The organism is Pilosibacter sp. YYHA0881, assembly GCF_051602715.1.
GTDB classification, from domain to species: domain Bacteria; phylum Bacillota; class Clostridia; order Lachnospirales; family Lachnospiraceae; genus Alitiscatomonas; species Alitiscatomonas aceti.
Genome location: NZ_CP175657.1, coordinates 3,350,437 through 3,369,613, shown reverse-complemented (window position 1 = coordinate 3,369,613; position 19,177 = coordinate 3,350,437). Strand labels below are relative to the sequence as shown.

Sequence of the window (19,177 nt, the reverse complement as noted above, 5' to 3'; positions counted from 1 at the left end):
ATGGATATGAACGAAGAATATGGGCTAACTCCTTATGAAACAAGGGAAATCCTGTTTTATAAAACCGATAATGGTGAAGTTCGGGTTGAAATCCTTTTATATCAGGAAAACTTGTGGCTGACGCAGGCAAAGATGGCAGAATTATTTGAAGTGCAAAAGGCGGCTATTTCAAAACATTTGAAAAATATTTTTGCATCTGGCGAATTGCAGGAAGAAGCAGTTGTTTCCAAAATGGAAACAACTGCGGCAGACGGCAAGCGGTACAATACCAGCTATTACAATCTGGATGCCATTATTGCTGTCGGATACCGTGTTAATTCTAAAAAGGCTACGATGTTCCGCATTTGGGCAAATCGAGTATTAAAAGAATTTATTATTAAAGGCTATGTGATGGACGATGCACGACTGCGAGAACCAGAAAACCTCTTTGGTAAGGACTATTTTGAGGAACAGTTGGAGCGTATTCGTGATATTCGCTCCAGCGAACGCCGTTTTTATCAAAAAATCACGGACATTTACTCCCAGTGCAGTGCTGACTATGATGTGAACAGTCCTGTTACAAAAGAGTTTTTTGCCACAGTACAGAATAAGCTTCATTACGCTGTCACTCATCATACGGCGGCTGAGATTGTTTATGGACGAGCCGATAGCACAAAACCAAACATGGGCTTGACAACTTGGAAAAATGCTCCGCAGGGGCGTATTCGCAAGTCGGATGTTTCAATCGCCAAAAACTACTTGAACGAAGAAGAAATGATAAATCTGAATGAGATCGTGACAATGTATCTGGACTATGCCGAAAGACAGGCACGGCGGGGAAATATCATGTATATGCAGGATTGGGTTAATCGTTTGGATGCGTTCCTCCAGTTCAACGAAGAAGATATTTTACATGACAAAGGCAAAGTGACCGCTGCCATCGCAAAGGCGTTTGCAGAAAGTGAATTTGAAAAATTCCGTGTTTTGCAGGATAGAACATATCAGAGTGATTTCGACTGTCTTGTGGCAAATATCGAAGAAAACAGCAAACAAACAAAATAAATCAGGAAACCCCACGCTTCCGATTTTATTGTCAGAAGTGTGGGGCTTTTGTATCAGGTTTACAGATCATATACCAATTCGTGCAGAACGATTTCTTCCGCACGGTTACAGATACTGTTCATACGGCGCACCCATTCTATTTGATCAGCCGCTTTGAGTGCTTCGGTCACACCTTCCTGCTTTGCCATAGCGGAAACGATGTTTTTCATGCGCTCGTTGCAGGCTTGATCGAGTCCAGCTAAATGCTTGAACAGCGTTCCCTCCAGCACATAGTTGTTGTAGAGGATTTTACGGTACTCTTTCAGATAGCTGCGGCGCATACGCCCATATTTGCCTATCTGATATTCGCCGTCATCCGGCAAAGTAATGTTGGGAATGAAATAATCGCCCACTTGACGGTATGTTCCGCCCATTTCTTCAAAGATAGATTTCATAAAGCTCAGCTCCTTTTGCGTTGATTTCCAGCGGTTATAAGGCTTTTTGACTCCTTTCTTACAACTGCTTTTCAATTTACCACAAATGAGCCGCAGTCATATGTATTAGGTGGCAGAAACCACCCTTTACATATTAACTCTTGGTTCTGTATGCTCTCGCTTTCCCCGGCTTGCATATCTTCCTGGCTCAATCTGCAATATAAAGCGGTAATCTTGTCTGTCTGTAACATTTTGTCCTCCTTTCCGACGACAGACAAGCATGGTATTTGTACTGTCTATATTATACCACATACCGCTGCCTGTGTCATGTATAAAATGTGAAGAAACGCCCTATTTCCGGGCGTTTGCGGGGTTCAGTTCCATGTCTTTGCGAATGAGTTTTTTTATCTTTTTATCCAGTGTGTCCGTTGCGCGTTCACTTGCGGACGAACATACAAGGTAAGTAACTTTTCCTATTTTATGCTCCGTTGTGGTAACGGGCGTTTGGTTTTGCGTCAAAGAAAATCCCCCTTTCTTTCGCAAACATATAATATAGTCTATGAATAGCAGCAAGTCCACTATTCAATAAAACAAAGGCTTTAATCGGACGGTTATTAGCATAACCTCATGGGAATTTCACCCCGGCATGGTTCTCATGCCGCCCTACCCATTGCCTGCGACGCTCTTAACGCTCGGACTGTGGCTGTAAGGAAGTATCATTGTATATTCTGCGTGTCGTCGCCCGCAAGCCGCTACACTTGCTTTCCGGCGCGGTGTTGGTCGCTCGGCTGTCCGGGCGGGGATAACCTCACCCGGATAGCGTCATGGCGCACCCGCCGTATGGCTCGGCGCAAAAGGAACGTATCCGATTTGCCCTATGCTGCGCCGCCGTTATCTTGCGCCGCTTTCTTTGTCAAGGTTCAGAATGGCTTTGCTGCCGCGTCAGCAGCGGAACGGAAAAGGGGGAGAGAGAAAGCGTCCCGCCGCCGCTGCGGTTTATTCCTCTGCCTTAAAGGTGAGGACAGCCATCATCAGTTTTGCTTGCAGCCGTTCCCGAATGTCGTGGTCTACGCCAAAATAGACGTTCCCGCGCTCGTCGTACAGCTTCCGCATGGAGAGGCGGGCTATGTAGCCGCTGAAATGCTGCAAGACAATCTTCATGGCGTCCGGGTCGCCCTTTGTCGCTGCCACAATGACAGGATAAGGAACAAGGGCATTTTCCGGGTAGCCGGGTTCGTTACCATTCGTCCCATTCATCAGCATTTTCCTCCAGATATTTTCTTAATTTCTCAAAAGAGCTTGTCCGCCTGTACTGTATCGTGCTTCTCGACGTGTTGAACAGCTCCGCAATCTCGGTATCGTTCATTCCCTCGAAGTAATACAGCAATATGGCTTTGCGCTTTTCTTCCGGCAAAGTACGGATTGCTTCAAGAAGCAGCTTTGGCGTGATTTTCTTCCCGGCTTTCTCAAAGACGGTTTCGGCGGCTTCACGTTTGAAATATTCATCAAACGTATGAAGCTGCCGCGCTTCGTCTAAGGTCATGTCGGAAAAGGTCACTTCCTTTGCCTTGTGTCTGCGAAGTTCTCTATGGGTGTCGCAAGCTTCATTGTGCAATACCGTATTACAAAACTTCTGAAAAGCACACTGTTTGTAAAACTCCCTGCTATTAGGTTCCACATTCTCACCTCCTTTCTCGTTGGAAAGTTGGTGGTGCTTCCCCCCTTTTCGCGGGGCAATACGGCGTTTTTCAAAAACGCCGAAGATTTTTTGAAATTTCTTCAAAAATTTTTTGAACGTACAAAATGCGCCCGTCCGAAAAGCCCGGACGGGCGCATAGGCATTGTAAGCAGTATCCAGATGATTAGACAGTTCATATATATAAGCGTAGTTTCCCCCGGTGGTGGGCGGGCTTTTTTTGATAAGTCAATAACTGTCGGATTTTGTCGATATGCTTTTTGCTTCATGGCGGCTACCTCCTTTAGCCGCCGATTTCAACAGTGATACCGCGTCATTTCATTAGAAGATAAAAAGAAACGGCGGCTTTGATTTTTCAAAGCTGCTGCGGAAATCAAAGAACGACAAGCAACAGTTCTGATTTTGCTCCAATATGGTTATTAGGGGCACAAATTAAAATCAAAAAAGAGCCGATAACAGCAGTATTTCAAACTGCATATTATCGGCTCTGCGTCTGTGCGTCTGGCTCTTTTAATTAAATTATTTCTGTTGTTTTTTGGCTTTATTATATGTATTAGCTAACTGTCCACAAGCTGCTTTAATCTCTCTACCATGAGAAACTCTCATGGTAACTTCAAGTCCTGTTTGCTCTAATTGATGTTTGAACGCAACCATTTCTTGTTTTTGTGGTGCTCTAATTTTTGAATTACTCGTCGGGTTGTATTGCAGCACGTTAATCATAACATTTTTGCCCTTAAACCATTTTGCAAGTTGCCTTATATCTGAGGAACGGTCATTTATACCTGGTAAAAGCAAATACGCAAATACCACTTTTCGATTATGCCTTTGAGAATAGGACAATGCTTGCTTAACAACATCTTCAATAGCGTACATGTGCATATGAGGAATGATACAGTTTCTCGCAGCCTGTGTTGCTGCATGTAAAGATATTGTCAACTGAATTTTTAGATGTTCTTCGCGCAATTTTTTTAATTGATTAACTGGACCAACTGTTGATACGGTAATGCCGTCGGTTGGAAAGTTAAGTCCATTTCTATCTCGAAGAATATGGATTGCTGCAATCAAGTTGTCGTAATTGAATAAAGGTTCTCCCATTCCCATAAAAACGATACGATTTACTTTTTGACGTATCAATACAACCTGCTGCACAATTTCAGACGGTGTTAGATTACGAACAAAACCATTGCGTCCGGACTCACAAAAAATACAGCCAACAGAACAACCAACTTGCGTACTTACGCAAACAGTCCCACCATCTCGCCGTTTAATAAAAACCGTTTCAATATACCTGTTATCTTTCAATTCATAAACATACTTTTCAGTATCGCTACTTTTATAGACTTTTTTTGTTGATATTGATAGATTTTCTTTGTGAAATGGCTGTTTATACAATTCCGTATATAAGGCTCTTGCTTTATCCTCTCCAATTACTTCCGACATTTCTTTGTAAGTAAATCCGTATGGGTCATTCAATATTTCCGTAGGTGTACTTTTAGGTAAGTGTTTCATTTAAATATCCTTCCTTTTCAAAATTAAAAAGTTTGTTTTTCAGAGTTTTTGATTATGATTTCTAGTTTTTCAACATCAACGATATGCGTTAATTTACATTTAGGGCAGAAAAGAGGAAAATTTCTTAATACCGTATTATAAAATACTTGAACCCTCGTCTTTCCGTTACAAATTGGACATTTTATCCAATATTTTTCAAGCATAATATTTCTCCTTTTGCGCAAAAAAATGCAGGTCAATTCTCAACATGAGCATTGACCTGCATTTATACATATAATACTACAACAAAATTAAGGCATAGTTTTTATACTATGTCTATACGTCGTTAGTTTTGTTGTATAGCATACGCAAAATAAGCATGACAAAAAAGCCCATATTGAAAATGGGAAAAATCTTTTTTGATTTCAATGCTTATCGAATACGCATGCTATGTAACATAAACATTCCCCCCTTTTATATAATATTATATACAAAAGCAGCTTGTTGTCAACATATATATATGAATTATTTTGGCTAACTGATAGAACTACGTAGACATATCCAAGAAGAAAGGGGAACAGTAAAATGTAATAGGGTGAATAACTATGGCAAAAAGACCAGTACCACGATACGACTTTAAGGCTTTTGGGGCAGCGATAAAGGCAGCGCGTGAGGGATGCAAGGAGAGCCGCAAGAAAGTAGGCGACGAAATGTTTATCTCGCCGCGCTACCTTGCGAACATTGAGAACAAGGGGCAGCACCCAAGTTTACAGATATTCTTTGAGCTGATACAGCGTTACCATATATCCGTAGACCAATTCCTTTTAGAAACGCCGCCGGAGAAGAACACGCAGCGGCGGCAGCTTGACGCGCTTCTTGACGGTATGAGCGATACAGGCATACGGATTGTAACCGCAACGGCAAAGGAGATTTCCGAAGTCGAAAAAGAGGGCGAATAGGAATGTCCGACTTAAAACTGAACAGGATTTAGAAAGCGTTGTAATCTTTTTTGAGGTTGCAGCGTTTTTCTTTTGCGTAAGTTTGGCAAAATCGCTTTTTCTCCGTAGTAGGTGATAAGAGCCTAAAGGATAAAAACATTCGTAGCAAGCATAGGAAGCGGGTACCACTTCCGTATTTTCGCCCTCCCGCGCTGCGGCGCGTCGGTTGAAAATTGCTTGTTGGGAAGTGTCCCAAACCCTCGGAACGGAAAGGAAAGGAGCGAACACATGGACGGACGCAAAAGGACAGTGCAAATCAAATTCAGAGTGACGGAAGCGGAACGGGATTTAATACTGGAAAAAATGAAGCTCGTACCCACCCGGAACATGGCGGCGTATCTGCGGAAGATTGCCATTGACGGGTATATCATTCAGATAGACCACGCCGATATAAAGGCTATGACCGCAGAGATACAGAAAATCGGTGTCAACGTCAACCAGATAGCACGCCGCGTAAACGCGACGGGGAACGCATACCAAGAGGACATAGAGGAAATAAAGGGGGTGCTTGCGGAGATATGGCGGTTACAAAGATTAAGCCTATTAAAAGCACTCTAAGCAAAGCCCTTGACTATATCGAAAACCCGGACAAGACGGACGGGAAAATGCTTGTGTCCTCTTTCGGTTGCTCCTATGAAACGGCAGATATTGAGTTTGAATATACCCTGTCGCAAGCACTCCAAAAGGGGAACAATTTAGCCTTTCATCTGATACAGTCCTTTGAGCCGGGGGAAGTCGATTATCAGAAAGCCCATGAAATCGGAAAGCAGCTTGCCGACGCGGTAACAAAGGGGCAGCATGAGTATGTACTCACGACGCACATTGACAAAGGACACGTCCATAACCATATCATTTTTTGCGCGGTGAACTTTGTAGACCACCATAAATACAATTCCAACAAAAGGAGCTATTACGGCATACGGAACATGAGCGACAAGCTGTGCCGGGAAAATGGCTTGTCCGTTGTCGTCCCCGGCAAGGGCAGCAAGGGAAAGAGCTATGCGGAGTACCAGGCAGAAAAGACGGGTACAAGTTGGAAAGGCAAGCTGAAAACCACTGTTGACGCGCTTATCCCCCAAGTTTCCAGTTTTGAGGAATTGCTAACGCGGTTACAGGCGGCGGGCTATGAGATAAAGCCGGGGAAATATGTATCATGCCGCGCCCCCGGACAGGAACGCTTCACCCGCCTTAAAACCCTCGGCGCAGACTATACAGAGGAAGCCGTAAGGGAACGGATAGCGGGCAGACGGACAAAGGTGGCGAAAGCTCCCAGAGAGCAGCGCGGCGTGTCGCTGCTTATCGACATTGAGAACAGTATCAAGGCAGCGCAGAGTAAGGGCTATGAACAGTGGGCGAAAATCCACAATCTGAAACAGGCAGCTAAAACAATGAATTTCTTGACGGAACATAAGATTGAGCAGTACGCGGATTTAGTCAGCCGGATTGAGGAAATGGCAGCGGAAAGCGGACAGGCGGCAGACGCATTGAAGAACGCCGAAAAGCGGCTTGCGGAAATGGCGGTGCTTATCAAGAATGTTTCCACCTATCAAAAGACAAAGCCTGTCTATGACGCATACCGCAAGGCAAGGAACAGGGAGAAGTACCGCGCCGGACAGGAACAGGCAATTATCCTCCATGAAGCCGCCGTAAGGTCACTGAAAGCGGCGGGCATTGCGAAGCTCCCGAACCTCGCCGCGCTGCAATCGGAGTATGAAGCCCTCCAAGCGCAGAAAGAAGCCCTTTACGCCGACTATGGAAAATTGAAAAAGAAAGTCCGGGAATATGATATTATCAAGCAGAACATTGACAGCATTTTACAGGCAGACAGACAGCCGGAACGGGAAAAGGAAACAGAACGCGGATAAGGATAGCAAAATCCCCGCCGCTGTGCTATGATAGGGCTATCAAAAAGCAGAGGAGCGTTGAGCATGGAAAACCAGAAAATGCCGGAATATGAAACCATACGCGCCGCCGTTGCCGGGGAGAAATGGGCGGTGGAGAAAGTCGTGGATTGCTACAAGGACGAAATCGACAGGCTATCGACGGTAGCGGTCAGACAGCCAGACGGAAGCACGAAACAGGAAATCAACGAAGATATGCGCCAGTCTATCACAAAGAAGCTGATAGAAGCCCTCCCGCAGTTCCCGCTTGAAGAAATGGAAAAGGGAAATGTCAGATAGGCAAAAAAAGAACAGGGCGCGGAAGCCAGTATATGACTTCCGCGCCCTGTCTTTTTATGGGTGCTGTTTTCGTGAATGTTACGCAGTAGAACGCCATTTTCGGGGGTAAAGGTATAAAGTATCGCCTATCCGATTTTCACGCCCGGAAAGCCCTGTAAATCAAGGGATTTTCCGCGCCTACTGCGTAACAGGGGCGCGTCTTTTCCTCATGCGCTCGGCGGCCTGCCTGCGAGTGATACGTTTCCGGCAGTCGGGGCAGTATTTGACGCTGTTAGAGCTTGACGCAAAGAACGCGCCGCACTCGGTACACTTCTTCCTGTCCCCGGTCTGGTAAAGCTCCGCATAGAGCAGCTTGTCGGCGGGAAGCACCGCAACCCGGAACCACTTGCAGAGAAGCGAATAGGAAATGAGCTGCGGACATACGCACTCGTCCCCGTCGTCCAGTAAGATACAGTTCCCGTTATCGCAGTTGCAGCACGTCCGGCGCACAAGCGCATTTACTTTCCGGCTCTGGGGCGGTGTCAGCCGCTTAATCCCACTCATGCTTCATCAGCGGCGTAAATGGGAAGCACCGCAAACTCCGCTTCGCCCATGCGCTCCACTTTGGCAAGGGTACGGGCTGCAAAGTCCCGCATTTCCCCGTCCATAAAGGGCAGCGCGGCGTTCATGGCGACGATAAGCCCCTGTCGGCTCCCGGTCTTGTAAATGCTCAAAAGGTTTGTTTCCTCTACGGTCAGTTTTGTCATGTTCACACCTCCAAATCGTGATTTTTTGTTTTCGCCGCCGCCTTTTTCGGGGCGGTCTTTGCTTTGTCCGTTTTAATCTGCGCCCGGATAGAGGGGCGGGGCTTCCTTATCTCCCTGTCCCGGTTCTCCCCCTTGTCAATCAGCGCATACATCCCATGTCTGCCCTCGATTTTGGAAAAGGAAAGTGTCTTGTAGGGCAGCATGGAGAAAAGGCGGTCAGTGTCCTTTGTGGCTGCAAGCCGCATGAACGCCGGGGAAAGCTCTGCCATGAAATGGGTCTTGTTCGGGCTGTTCGGCTCGTAATGCCGCTTCATTTCCCGCACAATGCGCCGCGCTTCCGTTTCAATCAGCCCGTCCCGCAAGGCTGTGATATGCGCCTTGAAGTCCCCCGGTGAAAGCTGCTCCCGGCTGCGCCGTTCTTCCTGTAAGAGCGATTGCAGCGCGTCCGGGTCGTTGGGTAGGGCTTCAAAGCGTTCAAACTTCCCAAGCTGCGGGTCTGGGTTGCCGTTGAAGAACCGTCCGGCGGGTATCTCCCTTTCCCCTCGCTCATAAATCAGCTTCACCGTATCGGCGGGCAGCTCCTTTTCCTTGACGCGCTCATAATGTTTAGAGTAGTCCAGTTCGTACAGATTGCCCTTGATTTTCCCGCGCTCCTTTCCCGTCAGCTCGATTGCATAGGCAAGAACGCGGTCGCTTGTCTGCTCCATGTAGAAACGCCATGTGTTGTGGGGCGCGGTGTCTTTGAGGAAAACGTCGCGCTCCCGGAAACAGTGCGTCCCGGACGGGCGGCAGAACCACAAAAGGGTCTTGTCCTCCCTGTGGGGGCTTGCCGCCGCCTTTGCGATAATCTCTTTGTCAATGTCTAAGTCGCTCTGGTAAAAGCCTGTGTTCTGCTTCATAATCGCTTCAAGGGAAGCGAACAAATCCACGTTTTCAAATTTGCTCTGTTCCGGCATGGGTCAGCTCCTTTCCAAGTCCTGTGACTTCTGCTTTGCGTTTTTCTTCTGTGCCTTTTCCTTGTCGGCTCTAAGCTGCGCCCGGATAGAGGGCTTCTTTTCCGGCTTCGCTCCCTTGCCGCGCTCCTTGTCGGCTTTGACAGCGTTAGCCAGGTCAACAAGGGAAATCTGCTCGCCCGCCTTTACCTTTGCTTCCAGTTCGTCAACGGTGGGGGTGTTGTTGATGATACCGTCAATCATGTTCCCGTTCTGCTCTGTGGTCTGCTCGGCGGTTTTCAAGGGATTGTCCCGCTGCGCCTGTTCTGCGGCAACGGCAAACGCCCGCGTCCCATTCCCCATAATCAGATACTTTCCGTCGTCCGACTGGTGGTGAAAGCCATATCCGGCGGCTTCTATCTGCTCCCGGCTCATGGCGGTTACATGGAAAGTCCCTCTCGGTGTTTTGACAGTTTCGCCCGTTTCCAAGTCGTCCGGGGTAAGCTGCTTCTGCTCCTGTAAAAACTCCGGCACTTCCCGGAAACCTACACTGTCAACGAAATGCGCCGCGTCCTGTCCGTCCTGATGAAGCACTACCACGTCCGAAACGGAAAGGCTGTGTCCCTTAAAATCTTTGGGGTGGTCGATATTGAAACGGGTGTAAATATCTTCAAGGGAAGTTTCCGGCGCAAGGGGCGCGGAATAGACAAGCTCATAGTTCGCCCTGTCAACCACATTCCCCGCCGCCTGCAGGCGGTCGTAAGGCTCAAAGCGGAAATCCCTTGTTTCGTCCCCGCCTTTTATCTGGTAAATGGAAAAGGTGTCTTTGTCCTGTCCGGCGGTCTGCGCCGTTTCCTGTGCCTTTGCGTAAAGCTGCTTTACGTCGCCCTCGGTCAGCTCGCCGCTTTTGAGCTGCCCCATAAGCTCGCGGCATTTCTCCGGCGTTCCCGTATAAAGCACGTCGCCCATTTTCGCCCGCCCGTTCTCCTGTGTCACATAGGCTTGCAAGAGGTAGCTGTTTTCCCGGCTGTCGCTGTAAGGGTTCCGGCGCACCTTGTAAATCGTTTCCGGGGTAAAGGCTTCTTTCGGGGCTGCACCCGCCTTTTCCTGTGCGCCGGATTTTCCCGGTGCGGCTGCTTCCGGCTTCTCTTTCCCGGCTGTATCTGCCTTTGCCGGGGCTTCCGGCTGCGGCTGCTCCGGCGGGGCTGCCTGTTCCTCTCTGGTGGGCTGCTCCTGTCCGGCGGTCTGCTCCTTGTCCTGTGCCTTTTGCAGCTCCGCAAGATTTTCGTCTATTGAATTGATAATCTCGGCGGCTGCGCTGCGTATCGTTTCAAGGGAGCTTTTCAGCTCGGACAATTCCCGCCCGCTACTCCACCCGGCGACATAGCCGAAAGAGTAGTCCGACGTGTCAAGCCCGTAATGTTGGCAGACGGTATAGGCGACGCTTTCCGCTTCGACTTCGCGGGTGCGGCGGTCAATGTGGGGCTGCTGCTCGTCCTTTGGCGCGTTGAGGTCAATGTCGTGCAGCTTCGCATGGGCGATTTCGTGAATGGCGGTCTTTAAGGTCTGCAATTCGCTCATGCCCTCGTTGATAGCAATGCGCTTGTCCTCCAAGTGGTAGTAGCCATGAGAGCCGCCCTCGATATTCTCAAAGGCGATAGGAACGGGGGAAGTCTTTTCAAGGGCTGCGAAAAAATCCTTGTAGCGGTCAACGTCGCCCGGCAGCTCGTCAATGGCAATGTCCGGCAGCTCCTTTCCCTCGGTCTGGGAAACGTCAAAGACGGATACCACCTTGTAGGCGGGTATGGTGACTTCCTTTTCCTCGGTGACGGGCTTCCCGTCCTTGCCGATTATGGGCTTCTGCGTGTGCGGGTCGATTTTCTGCATTTCCTGTTTGATTTTATAGGGCGACGGGGCAATGATTTTAATTCCCTTTTGCCCTTTCATCACGTTTCGCTCAAAGTTGTTCTTCCAAGCGGAAAAGCCCGCCACAAGGGAAGCGTCCGGCTTCTGCATGGCGATAAGGACGGTGTTTCGGAAGCTGTAATTATGGAATTTTGACATGACTTTCAGATATTCCTTGTAACGCTCGCTGTCAAAGAGTTCCGCAATACCCTGTTCCAGACGGTCGGTAATCTCTTTTAATTTCTCGGCGGGCTTCTCGCTCGTCAGCACGATAGGGATAACCGGGCGCGGCTCCTGTGGCTGCTCTGCGGCGGTTCGGGCGGTCTGCTCTGTGGCGGCTGCGTCCATAAAGGTCTTGTCCTGTCCGCCGCGTTCCGGCTGTGGGAAGCTCATAACGCGGTATTCTTTGGGTATCTCGTTTTCCGTTCCCCGATACCATTCGGTAAAGGTGTTCTGATTGTTATAGATATAGCCCTGTTCGGTAAACTGCCCCTTATCCTTGCTAACTGCGTCCCGCCCGTATTCTTCATACTTGAAATATTTCTTTGCTTCTTCGGGAAGCTCCAGCTCGTCCAGTTCGTCGATAAGATAATAACCGTAATCTTCTTCGCTGCGGACAGTGGGATAGAGCCAGTAACAGTCAAGGTTTTGTGCAAGGTTGATAAGGTCTTTCATGCTTCCGGCATACTCGCCATGTGTAACCGCCGCCGCAAATTTATCCTTGTCCCCGTCACTCTGCATTTCCAGAAGTTTTCCAAAATAATTCAGCTCGTCCATGCTTGCGCTTTGGATAACGGAAAGCGGCAAGTCAAAGGGGCAGTCCTCCGTAGAAGAATACCCGTTGATGAAAAAATCCTGCGGATTGTCTGCGGTAATGCCGACGCTTTCCATAGCCGCATGAAGCTGCTCTGTTGTGGTCGGCATGGGAAGCCACACGCCGCCCGGTTTGCCTGTTTCAAAGCGGCTGCGGCTGTCGATAAGAATTGAAAACTGCTCGTTTATGGTTTCACGCTCCTTTCTCTGTTCGGTGTCCTGTGGCGGCTCTGCTGTGGTGGGGGCTGCTTTTTCAGCGGTAGGCTGCGCCCGTTCCTCGCCCTCGATAGCATAGCCCGGTAAAAGCTGCCCGTTTACTTTGAAATGCTCTGCATACTCTGGCGGGATAGGCGGCGATACCTCGGTGAATAAATGCTGATAGGCTTTGATACGCCCATTCAGATATTTTTCCATAGCTGCCTTGTCTGCAAAGACTTTCCTTTCCTGTCCGGCGATTTTTGCCTGTCCGTAATTGTGGGGGCTGTTGGTGTAAATACTCCATGAAAGCGTCCACGAATAGGGAATGGATTTCTCTTTTTCCCTGTCATACCGGGTATTCTCGGATATGTGGTAGCGCATTTGGTAGACGCGGTTGCTGATGTGCTTCCCGTAGTCCGTAGCTTCCCACTGGTTCGCGGTATGCGTAGCTTCGGGTGTCCTCACATACTCAATGGCTTTGTCAATGGCAAGGGTCTTTCCCGCCTGTTCGTCCCATGCCGCCGCCTGTTCTTGCAAGGCTTCAAAAGCTGCCTGTTCAGCCGCCGCGTATTCTTCCCGCAATGCCTGTAACTGTTCTAAGGGCAGGGCGGTAAGCCCGGAAAGGTCAGCGGTCTGTTCCTCAAAATAAATATTTCGCTCTATCCGCATACTGTCAGCCGGGTCTAACTTGTCACGCTCAAACATGGAGTAACCTTTTTTCTTTTCCATTCATTCGCTCCTTTCTGAAATGGCGGCGCACCGCCGCGCTTTTGGGGTTCGCCCCGTACTACGGTGGGCTGTGCGTTATGCCAACAATTTTTTCATTTTTTTAGAGGGTTTGGGAAACTTCCCAACAAGCAAAATCCCCGTCCGGCGCGTCAGCGGCAGGACAGGGATTTACGGAAGTGGGTACCCGCTTCCTATGCTTGCTCCGATTGTCAATAATTCTTGATAATAATAGTTATCCCGACTTTTTTGGTATCATGACTTTTTACCAAGAATGTTGTATTTGCGCCATTTCCTCGAAAAAAGGTCGTGATAATATGGGTGACTTTTCGTCCATTTATAAATTTTTCTAACGATGCAATGGCAGTAAAAAGTCGTGATAATGTTTTTGATAAACCATTCAAAATGCTTGATTTATTAAGGAATGCAAAATGGGAGAACTCATTTTTAAGTAAAATCGCACTTTTTACACATTCGCTGAAAAAAGTTATCCCGACTTTTAAAGAAATATTGTCGGTTTCAAAAACTAAAAATTGGTGTCTGTTGCAAAATATTATCCCGACTTTTTTATTGAAAACCTTTGAGTTTATCAGCTTTATCATCAAAGGTCGTGATAATAAAAAAGTCGTGATAACTATTCAAGTTTTTAGTTCTTCTGTACTTCGATACGGTAGTTGACGTATTTCCCGCCAGTGTCAGCCAGAACGATAGTTCCGTCATAGGTCTTGCCTGTTTTCGGGGAATAGAGCTTCTTCACATTCACTTTGCCGGATTTAAGGAGCGCGGCGGCAATCTTCGCGGAAAAAGCGGTCTTGCGTTCCTCGAAAAAGCGGTCATTCTTCCACATGACAAAGGCACATTCTTTGTTGCTGCAATAATAGTTTTTCTTCCCCTCATGGACGGGGGAACCGCAACGGGGGCATTTGCCGACAGAGGGCTTTTCCTCCCGGAACAAATCCTTTTTCCCGTCCAGTGCTGCGGCGTGTGTCTGCACAAGCTCCCGCGCCATAGCTTCAATGCCGGACAGAAATTCGCCGGGGTCTGCGGCTCCCTTTGCTATCTGCGTCAGATTGTTTTCCCATTCTGCGGTAAGCTGCGGGGAAGTGAGCATATCCGGCAAGACTGATATAAGGGCGGCTCCGTTCTGCGTGGGGATAAGCTGCTTCCCCTTGCGCTCTGCAAAGCCGCCCTTTACCAGTTTTTCAATGACGGCGGCGCGGGTGGCGGGAGTGCCAAGCCCCCGGCGTTCCGCGTCCGGGTCGGTGTCCCCGTTCCCGGCTCGCTCCATAGCAGAGAGAAGCGACGCTTCGCTGTGGGGCTTCGGCGGCGTTGTGGTATGCTCCGTTACTTTTGCGGCGGGGTTAGGAAAGTTCTGTCCCTCGGAAAGCTCCGGCAGCGTCACGCCCTCATTTTCCCCGTCCTCTGCTTCGGGCTTATCTTTCAGCGTCGCCCGGTATCTGCGTTCAAGCTCTTTCCAACCCTCCGCAAGTACGGTCTTTCCCCTTGCGGTGAAGTCTGTCCCGGCGCATGAGAAAACCGCCGTAACCGCTTCATAAATATGCGGCTCGGCGGTGGCAAAAAGCAGACGCGCCCCCGCAAGGGTAAGGATATTCTTCTCGCTTTCCGGCAGCGCGTCCGGGTCAGCCTTTGCAAGCTCCATAGTGGGAATGATTGCGTGGTGGTCTGATACTTTCTTGCTGTCTAATACCTTTGCAATCTCCGGCGTGAAGTCCGCGCCCGCCATAAAGGGGAGCTTTTCGCAAAGCAGCGCGATAATGTCCGCTGCGGTGCCGCCCATGTCGTCAGTAAGAAAGCTGCTGTCCGTCCTCGGATAAGTAAGGAGCCGCTTTTCATAAAGGGATTGTGCAAGGTCAAGGGTCTGCTTTGCGGTGTAACCGAAAATGCGGTTCGTTTCCCGCTGCAAAGAGGTAAGGTCAAAGAGCTTTGGCGGGGCTGCGGTTTTCTTCTCTCTGGTAAGGGAAACGCATACCGCCTTTCCCGCTTCGCAAGCCCCTTTCAGCGCGTCGGCTTCTGCCTTGTCCGAAATCCTTTCGCTTGCCGCGTCCGCGCCGGATAAATCAAGGCGAACATGATAATATTTTTCTTTCTGGAAATGGGAGATAGCCGCGTCCCGGTCGGTGAGCATTTTTAAGGTCGGGGTCTGGACGCGCCCCACGTTCAAGGTCTTTCCATACAGGCAGGAGAAAAGCCGGGTGGCGTTAATGCCGATAAGCCAGTCAGCCTTTGCGCGGCAGAGGGCGGACGCAAAGAGCGCGCCATAGTCCCGCCCGTCTTTGAGGGAAGCAAAGCCCGCCTTAATCGCCCCGTCCTCCATTGAAGAAATCCACAAGCGGCGCATGGGCTTCTTGCAGCCCGCCACTTCGTAGACAAAGCGGAAAATCAATTCACCCTCGCGCCCCGCGTCACACGCATTTACCACTTCGGAAACGTCGGCGCGGTGCATAAGCTCTTTAATGGTTTTGAATTGCTTCCCCTTGTCCGGGTCAACGGCGTACTGCCATTCCTCCGGCAGAATGGGTAAGCTGTCAAAACTCCATTTTTTATATTGCTCCCCGTAGGCGGCAGCTTCCGCAAGCTGTACCAAATGCCCGACGCACCATGAAATGAGGTAGCCGCCGCCCTCGATATACCCGTCCTGTTTCCCCTTAATGCCAAGCGCGGCGGCGATAGTCTGCGCCACGCTCGGCTTTTCTGCAATCACAAGTCTAAATGCCATGAAAAAATCCTCCTTTCAGCGTTCCGGCGCGGTGTGCTTCTTCTCCTGTGCCTGTTTCAGACAATAGCCGATACAGGGGGATTGCGCCTTATAAGGGCAACGCATACACGCCGGGGATTTTGGAACGGGCGGCGCACTGTCACGCCGCCCGGTGGGTCTTTGTACCATCATTTTTTCTAAAGGGTTTTCGGTAAAAAGCGTCATGCTTCCTCGTCCTCCTGTTCTTCATCAGAAAGCCCGTCCCCCTCGTCCTCGTCGTAATCGTCAAAATCGAAATCTTCAAGGTCGGTGTCGCCCTTGACGTTCTGCTTTGGCTTCATAAACTTAAAATAATAGAACGCGCCCCCGCCGCCAAGAAGTGCCACGACAAGGAAAAGCACAAGCCCGCCTGTATTGCCTTTCTCTTTGGGCTGCTCTGTTGGTTTCTCGGTTTCCGGCTCCGCTTCCTTGCCGCTGCAAGCGGTCATGTTGTCCTTGCAGACAGGGCAGCTCACATTTACCTTTCCGGCTTCGCATTTATCGGTGCAACTGCAAACGGCGGGCGGGGCTGCTTCGGTGCTTCCGTCCTCCATGAGTGCCATAAGGTCGGCTTCGTCCACTTGATTAAGGAAATGTACGGTGTCCTCGCCCTCGTCGTCCCGGTCGATAAGGATATAAAAGTAATTGCCGTTTTTGGTCGTCACTGTGATAAGCTGCTTGTTGCCGCCGAAATCGTCTACAAGGGTCGCGTTCCCGTCCGGGGTAAGGGGTTCTTCCTTTTCGGGTTCCTCATAGACAACGCCGCTGTCGTCGGTCGCGTCCTGTCCCTCCGGGGTCTGTGCAAAGGCGGTGACGGAAAAGCCGCCCGTCAGCATGAGGGCGGCGCAGAGTGCGGTCAAGGTTCTAAGGATTTTCTTATTCATTCTCGGTGTCCTCCATTTCTTCGGTGTCGTGGTCTGCGGGTTCTGCGGGGTAGCCCGGCGCGGCTTCCATGCCCGGAATACCGCCGCCGGAAAGCATAGCGGAAAGCTCATGCGGGGAAAGGCGCATGGAGCGCACAAGCTGTACGATTTGCAGGTTTTCCGCTTCGGTTTTCTGCGCTTCAAGCCCCCTTAATCTGTTCTGGTACTCGGTGATTTTCTCGCGGGTCTTTGCAATCTCTTTGTCGATACGTTCAATTTTGTTCATAGCCATCAATAAATTTCTCCTTTCTTTGCTCAAAAATATGTTAATTCCAGTTCATCAGCCCATAGCCTTTGATACAGGAGTAATTGACGGGGTAGCTCTTTATCTTGCAGGCGTCGCCGGAATTGCCCTCGACGGTATAGACGCGCTCCCCGTCCGTTCCGATAACAAGCCCCACATGGTCTGCGCTCCCGTCCCCGTCCCAGTCGAAAAAGATAGCGTCGCCGGGGGCGATATTCTCATAGCCCCTCGCGCCCCATTGCCCGCGTGACTGGAACCAGGGTACGCCCTGTGACTGGCACCCGGCAAAGCGCGGCTCGCTCTTTCCGGCTTGATTGTAGCACCATGAAACGAAACAGGCGCACCATTCCACGCGGCTGTTAAATCCGTACCAGCTCCAAAAGGGTCGCCCGCCCACGTTGCCGACTTGCCGCTTCGCAAGGTCTACAACGGCGGTGTTGCCGGGGCGTGTGCCGTTTACAAGCTGTACGCCGCTTAAATCCTCGGACGCGCCCATATCGGGGGAGCCGCCGCCGAAAATCAGCGGTTTGTTTCCGCTTGTTTCCAGATAGACGCGGTACATTTCAAGCTGCTGTGGCGTTAGAAGTTCCTCCGCAATCTCGGAAATGGGCTTGTTCGTCAGCTTCACGTTGAGGATATGGTACTCGTAGGGTACTTCCTCGGTGGTCGTTTCCCCTGTTTCCGGGTCTGTGCTTGTTTCTGTGCGGTAGCGGATTTCCGTTTCTTCTGTCAGCGTCAAAGTGTACTGCATGGCAAAGACGCGATTTAGCTCTGCCTGTGCGCTCTGCGGGGTGTAGGTCTGTAAAAGGGCGGTGAGGTAGGACGCTAACTCATGGGGGTTATGCCCGATACTGTCAAGGTCATAGCGGTATTCGTCATAGCCGGGGTGGGTGCTTTCGATATTGTCAATCTGCTGCTGAAGCTCGTTTTCCTTTGCGGCGTAATTGTTCTCCGTCGCCACAAGGTCGCTGTCCTCCGACGTGTAGGAAGTCCCAAGTATGCCGTTCATCAAGCCGGAGAACATGGAACCGCAAGAGGAAAGCCCCGCCGATACCATGATGAATAAGAGTAGCGCGGCAACGGCGATACATACGCCCGCCGGGTGCCGCCCTACAAAAGCGATTGCCTTTTTTGTTTCCTCGGCGGTCTTTTTTGCCGCCTTGCGGGTGTTCTCTGCGGCTTTCTGCGCCGTTTTTGCGCCGCCTTTCCTTGCCGACTTTGCATACTGCCGCTTGATTTGCTGCTTCTGCATGAAGCGGGAAAGGGGATTGCCCGCAATCTGCGGATTGTCATGCAGGGCTTTATGGTACTGAAAATCCACATTCGCCTTGAACGCCGCTTTCTCTGCCTTTGCCGCCGCCCGGTAGGGTTTGAGCTTGTGGCTGTGGTAGCCCTCCTTGACTTTCCGCGCCCCGTACTTTGCGCCGCGCTCTGCCAGTTCTTCGGATTTGTGCGCCCCCTCAACGCCGGAATTGTCCTTTTCAACGGAATGTATCTTGTTGTGGACGAAAATACCCGCTTCCTGTGCGGGGCGGGATAGCGGGTTATTGTGGGGCTTATTCTTTCCTATGGGCTTTTCCTGTTCCTCAAAATGTAGGCGGGTCTTGCCTTTCCCGGTGGCTTCATCAAAGGTGCGCTCCCGTACAAGTTTCTTTTCTTTGGGGATAGCCGCCTTTGCCGCGTCCAGACGGTCGGCTGCTTTGTCCGATTTTCGGATATACCTTTCAAGCTCCGGCGTTGCCCGTTCCTCGTCGGTAAACTGCAAGCGGGAAGATTTTTCTTTTGCTGTGGCTTCTGCCTGTGCTTTCCTCGCCGCCTTTTTGCTCGCCTTTCTGGTACGCGCCCCGTCGATACGTTCCAAGACGCGCTCGGCTGCTGCGGTGTCCTGTTCCCGTTCTGCCCCCGGCGCATGGGGAAGCGGCGGCGTGTCGGTTAAGGGCGGGGAAGTTGCGCCGCCCGGTAGGGGCTGCGCTGCCTGTTCCGGCTGCGGTGGGGCTTCGGTCTTTGCAAAGTCCGCGTCCCTTATCCGCTTGCTGATACGTTTCTTTTTCCCGGTAGCGGCGTTTACCTCGACAGCCCCCTCGCGGGTCATTTTCTGCGTGACTTTTTCACGCGCCTT

At 50.2% G+C, this 19,177-nt stretch carries 21 protein-coding genes and 1 pseudogene; 5 read left to right on the top strand and 17 right to left on the bottom strand.

Translation table 11 applies throughout. The annotated features are described in order from the left end of the window. Positions 1 to 1,041, top strand: a complete 1,041-nt coding sequence (locus ACI6NM_RS15905; RefSeq protein WP_438501000.1) for a RhuM family protein — start codon at positions 1 to 3, stop codon at positions 1,039 to 1,041. Between the two features lie 59 nt (positions 1,042 to 1,100). On the opposite strand, the gene ACI6NM_RS15900 is transcribed toward ACI6NM_RS15905, so the two are convergent. The 8 genes and pseudogenes from ACI6NM_RS15900 to ACI6NM_RS15865 form a co-directional block, all read right to left on the bottom strand. Then, positions 1,101 to 1,475, bottom strand: a complete 375-nt coding sequence (locus tag ACI6NM_RS15900) for a TnpV protein (protein ID WP_438500999.1) — start codon at positions 1,473 to 1,475, stop codon at positions 1,101 to 1,103. Positions 1,476 to 1,606: 131 nt separating this feature from the next. Next, a pseudogene (locus ACI6NM_RS15895) lies at positions 1,607 to 1,705 on the bottom strand (recombinase family protein); the annotation flags it as partial. A 100-nt stretch (positions 1,706 to 1,805) separates the two neighbouring features. Then, positions 1,806 to 2,033, bottom strand: coding sequence for a transposon-encoded TnpW family protein (locus tag ACI6NM_RS15890; protein WP_004613661.1), 228 nt, complete (start codon positions 2,031 to 2,033; stop codon positions 1,806 to 1,808). Positions 2,034 to 2,450: 417 nt separating this feature from the next. Then, entirely contained in the window at positions 2,451 to 2,711 is a 261-nt protein-coding gene (locus tag ACI6NM_RS15885; RefSeq protein ID WP_002569189.1) for a helix-turn-helix domain-containing protein, read from the bottom strand. Next, entirely contained in the window at positions 2,692 to 3,132 is a 441-nt protein-coding gene (locus ACI6NM_RS15880) for an RNA polymerase sigma factor (protein WP_002569188.1), read from the bottom strand. Before ACI6NM_RS15880 ends, ACI6NM_RS15885 begins: the two co-directional genes overlap by 20 nt. 101 nt (positions 3,133 to 3,233) lie before the next feature. Beyond that, positions 3,234 to 3,419 (bottom strand): hypothetical protein, encoded by a 186-nt coding sequence (locus tag ACI6NM_RS15875; protein WP_009243795.1) that lies wholly within the window; start codon positions 3,417 to 3,419, stop codon positions 3,234 to 3,236. Between the two features lie 250 nt (positions 3,420 to 3,669). Further along, positions 3,670 to 4,659, bottom strand: a complete 990-nt coding sequence (gene rlmN / locus ACI6NM_RS15870) for a 23S rRNA (adenine(2503)-C(2))-methyltransferase RlmN (protein ID WP_002569187.1) — start codon at positions 4,657 to 4,659, stop codon at positions 3,670 to 3,672. Positions 4,660 to 4,682: 23 nt separating this feature from the next. Continuing rightward, entirely contained in the window at positions 4,683 to 4,862 is a 180-nt protein-coding gene (locus ACI6NM_RS15865) for a cysteine-rich KTR domain-containing protein (RefSeq protein WP_002588768.1), read from the bottom strand. Positions 4,863 to 5,243: 381 nt separating this feature from the next. On the opposite strand from ACI6NM_RS15865, the gene ACI6NM_RS15860 reads away from it, so the two are divergent. From ACI6NM_RS15860 to ACI6NM_RS15845, 4 genes are all read left to right on the top strand, one after another. Beyond that, positions 5,244 to 5,597: a helix-turn-helix transcriptional regulator gene (locus ACI6NM_RS15860; RefSeq protein ID WP_002569186.1), complete on the top strand. Its 354-nt coding sequence runs from the start codon at positions 5,244 to 5,246 to the stop codon at positions 5,595 to 5,597. Positions 5,598 to 5,864: 267 nt separating this feature from the next. Then, positions 5,865 to 6,194, top strand: a complete 330-nt coding sequence (locus tag ACI6NM_RS15855) for a plasmid mobilization protein (protein WP_002569185.1) — start codon at positions 5,865 to 5,867, stop codon at positions 6,192 to 6,194. Next, on the top strand, positions 6,155 to 7,501 hold the full coding sequence (locus tag ACI6NM_RS15850; protein WP_002569184.1) for a relaxase/mobilization nuclease domain-containing protein: 1,347 nt from the start codon (positions 6,155 to 6,157) through the stop codon (positions 7,499 to 7,501). The genes ACI6NM_RS15855 and ACI6NM_RS15850 overlap by 40 nt, the downstream gene beginning before the upstream one ends. 63 nt (positions 7,502 to 7,564) lie before the next feature. Next, on the top strand, positions 7,565 to 7,816 hold the full coding sequence (locus ACI6NM_RS15845; protein WP_002569183.1) for a helix-turn-helix domain-containing protein: 252 nt from the start codon (positions 7,565 to 7,567) through the stop codon (positions 7,814 to 7,816). A gap of 177 nt (positions 7,817 to 7,993) precedes the next feature. Here the strand turns inward: ACI6NM_RS15845 and ACI6NM_RS15840 are convergent, their stop codons facing one another. From ACI6NM_RS15840 to ACI6NM_RS15800, 9 genes are all read right to left on the bottom strand, one after another. Then, the gene (locus ACI6NM_RS15840; RefSeq protein ID WP_025489053.1) at positions 7,994 to 8,359 is read right to left on the bottom strand and encodes a cysteine-rich VLP domain-containing protein; all 366 of its coding nucleotides are present in this window, start codon (positions 8,357 to 8,359) and stop codon (positions 7,994 to 7,996) included. Next, a complete protein-coding gene (locus tag ACI6NM_RS15835; RefSeq protein ID WP_004853547.1) occupies positions 8,356 to 8,562 on the bottom strand; it encodes a transposon-transfer assisting family protein in 207 nt (68 codons plus the stop codon). The genes ACI6NM_RS15840 and ACI6NM_RS15835 overlap by 4 nt, the downstream gene beginning before the upstream one ends. A gap of 2 nt (positions 8,563 to 8,564) precedes the next feature. Continuing rightward, positions 8,565 to 9,518, bottom strand: coding sequence for a hypothetical protein (locus ACI6NM_RS15830; RefSeq protein WP_004853548.1), 954 nt, complete (start codon positions 9,516 to 9,518; stop codon positions 8,565 to 8,567). Positions 9,519 to 9,521: 3 nt separating this feature from the next. Continuing rightward, entirely contained in the window at positions 9,522 to 13,139 is a 3,618-nt protein-coding gene (locus ACI6NM_RS15825) for a YodL domain-containing protein (protein WP_004853550.1), read from the bottom strand. A 643-nt stretch (positions 13,140 to 13,782) separates the two neighbouring features. Beyond that, positions 13,783 to 15,873, bottom strand: a complete 2,091-nt coding sequence (locus ACI6NM_RS15820; protein WP_002569178.1) for a DNA topoisomerase 3 — start codon at positions 15,871 to 15,873, stop codon at positions 13,783 to 13,785. Positions 15,874 to 15,888: 15 nt separating this feature from the next. Next, positions 15,889 to 16,077 carry a hypothetical protein gene (locus tag ACI6NM_RS15815; RefSeq protein WP_002569177.1) on the bottom strand — a complete coding sequence of 63 codons (189 nt, stop codon included), beginning with the start codon at positions 16,075 to 16,077 and terminating at the stop codon, positions 15,889 to 15,891. Then, a complete protein-coding gene (locus ACI6NM_RS15810; RefSeq protein ID WP_002569176.1) occupies positions 16,074 to 16,775 on the bottom strand; it encodes a DUF4366 domain-containing protein in 702 nt (233 codons plus the stop codon). The genes ACI6NM_RS15815 and ACI6NM_RS15810 overlap by 4 nt, the downstream gene beginning before the upstream one ends. Next, positions 16,768 to 17,046, bottom strand: coding sequence for a DUF4315 family protein (locus ACI6NM_RS15805; protein ID WP_002569175.1), 279 nt, complete (start codon positions 17,044 to 17,046; stop codon positions 16,768 to 16,770). The genes ACI6NM_RS15810 and ACI6NM_RS15805 overlap by 8 nt, the downstream gene beginning before the upstream one ends. Positions 17,047 to 17,080: 34 nt before the next feature. Further along, complete coding sequence (locus ACI6NM_RS15800; protein ID WP_002569174.1) at positions 17,081 to 19,150, bottom strand: C40 family peptidase; 2,070 nt, start codon at positions 19,148 to 19,150, stop codon at positions 17,081 to 17,083. Positions 19,151 to 19,177 lie beyond the last annotated feature (27 nt).

What these genes read in the sequence shown, in the direction of transcription:
- ACI6NM_RS15840 (WP_025489053.1), bottom strand. Translation starts at nt 8,359, where the DNA reads ATGAGTGGGATTAAGCGGCTGACACCGCCCCAGAGCCGGAAAGTAAAT.
- ACI6NM_RS15820 (WP_002569178.1), bottom strand. Translation starts at nt 15,873, where the DNA reads ATGGCATTTAGACTTGTGATTGCAGAAAAGCCGAGCGTGGCGCAGACT.
- ACI6NM_RS15885 (WP_002569189.1), bottom strand. Translation starts at nt 2,711, where the DNA reads ATGAATGGGACGAATGGTAACGAACCCGGCTACCCGGAAAATGCCCTT.
- ACI6NM_RS15825 (WP_004853550.1), bottom strand. Translation starts at nt 13,139, where the DNA reads ATGGAAAAGAAAAAAGGTTACTCCATGTTTGAGCGTGACAAGTTAGAC.
- ACI6NM_RS15855 (WP_002569185.1), top strand. Translation starts at nt 5,865, where the DNA reads ATGGACGGACGCAAAAGGACAGTGCAAATCAAATTCAGAGTGACGGAA.
- ACI6NM_RS15810 (WP_002569176.1), bottom strand. Translation starts at nt 16,775, where the DNA reads ATGAATAAGAAAATCCTTAGAACCTTGACCGCACTCTGCGCCGCCCTC.
- ACI6NM_RS15815 (WP_002569177.1), bottom strand. Translation starts at nt 16,077, where the DNA reads ATGACGCTTTTTACCGAAAACCCTTTAGAAAAAATGATGGTACAAAGA.
- ACI6NM_RS15900 (WP_438500999.1), bottom strand. Translation starts at nt 1,475, where the DNA reads ATGAAATCTATCTTTGAAGAAATGGGCGGAACATACCGTCAAGTGGGC.
- ACI6NM_RS15905 (WP_438501000.1), top strand. Translation starts at nt 1, where the DNA reads ATGGATATGAACGAAGAATATGGGCTAACTCCTTATGAAACAAGGGAA.
- ACI6NM_RS15845 (WP_002569183.1), top strand. Translation starts at nt 7,565, where the DNA reads ATGGAAAACCAGAAAATGCCGGAATATGAAACCATACGCGCCGCCGTT.
- ACI6NM_RS15805 (WP_002569175.1), bottom strand. Translation starts at nt 17,046, where the DNA reads ATGGCTATGAACAAAATTGAACGTATCGACAAAGAGATTGCAAAGACC.
- ACI6NM_RS15865 (WP_002588768.1), bottom strand. Translation starts at nt 4,862, where the DNA reads ATGCTTGAAAAATATTGGATAAAATGTCCAATTTGTAACGGAAAGACG.
- ACI6NM_RS15850 (WP_002569184.1), top strand. Translation starts at nt 6,155, where the DNA reads ATGGCGGTTACAAAGATTAAGCCTATTAAAAGCACTCTAAGCAAAGCC.
- ACI6NM_RS15830 (WP_004853548.1), bottom strand. Translation starts at nt 9,518, where the DNA reads ATGCCGGAACAGAGCAAATTTGAAAACGTGGATTTGTTCGCTTCCCTT.
- ACI6NM_RS15800 (WP_002569174.1), bottom strand. Translation starts at nt 19,150, where the DNA reads ATGACCCGCGAGGGGGCTGTCGAGGTAAACGCCGCTACCGGGAAAAAG.
- rlmN (WP_002569187.1), bottom strand. Translation starts at nt 4,659, where the DNA reads ATGAAACACTTACCTAAAAGTACACCTACGGAAATATTGAATGACCCA.
- ACI6NM_RS15860 (WP_002569186.1), top strand. Translation starts at nt 5,244, where the DNA reads ATGGCAAAAAGACCAGTACCACGATACGACTTTAAGGCTTTTGGGGCA.
- ACI6NM_RS15875 (WP_009243795.1), bottom strand. Translation starts at nt 3,419, where the DNA reads ATGAAGCAAAAAGCATATCGACAAAATCCGACAGTTATTGACTTATCA.
- ACI6NM_RS15835 (WP_004853547.1), bottom strand. Translation starts at nt 8,562, where the DNA reads ATGACAAAACTGACCGTAGAGGAAACAAACCTTTTGAGCATTTACAAG.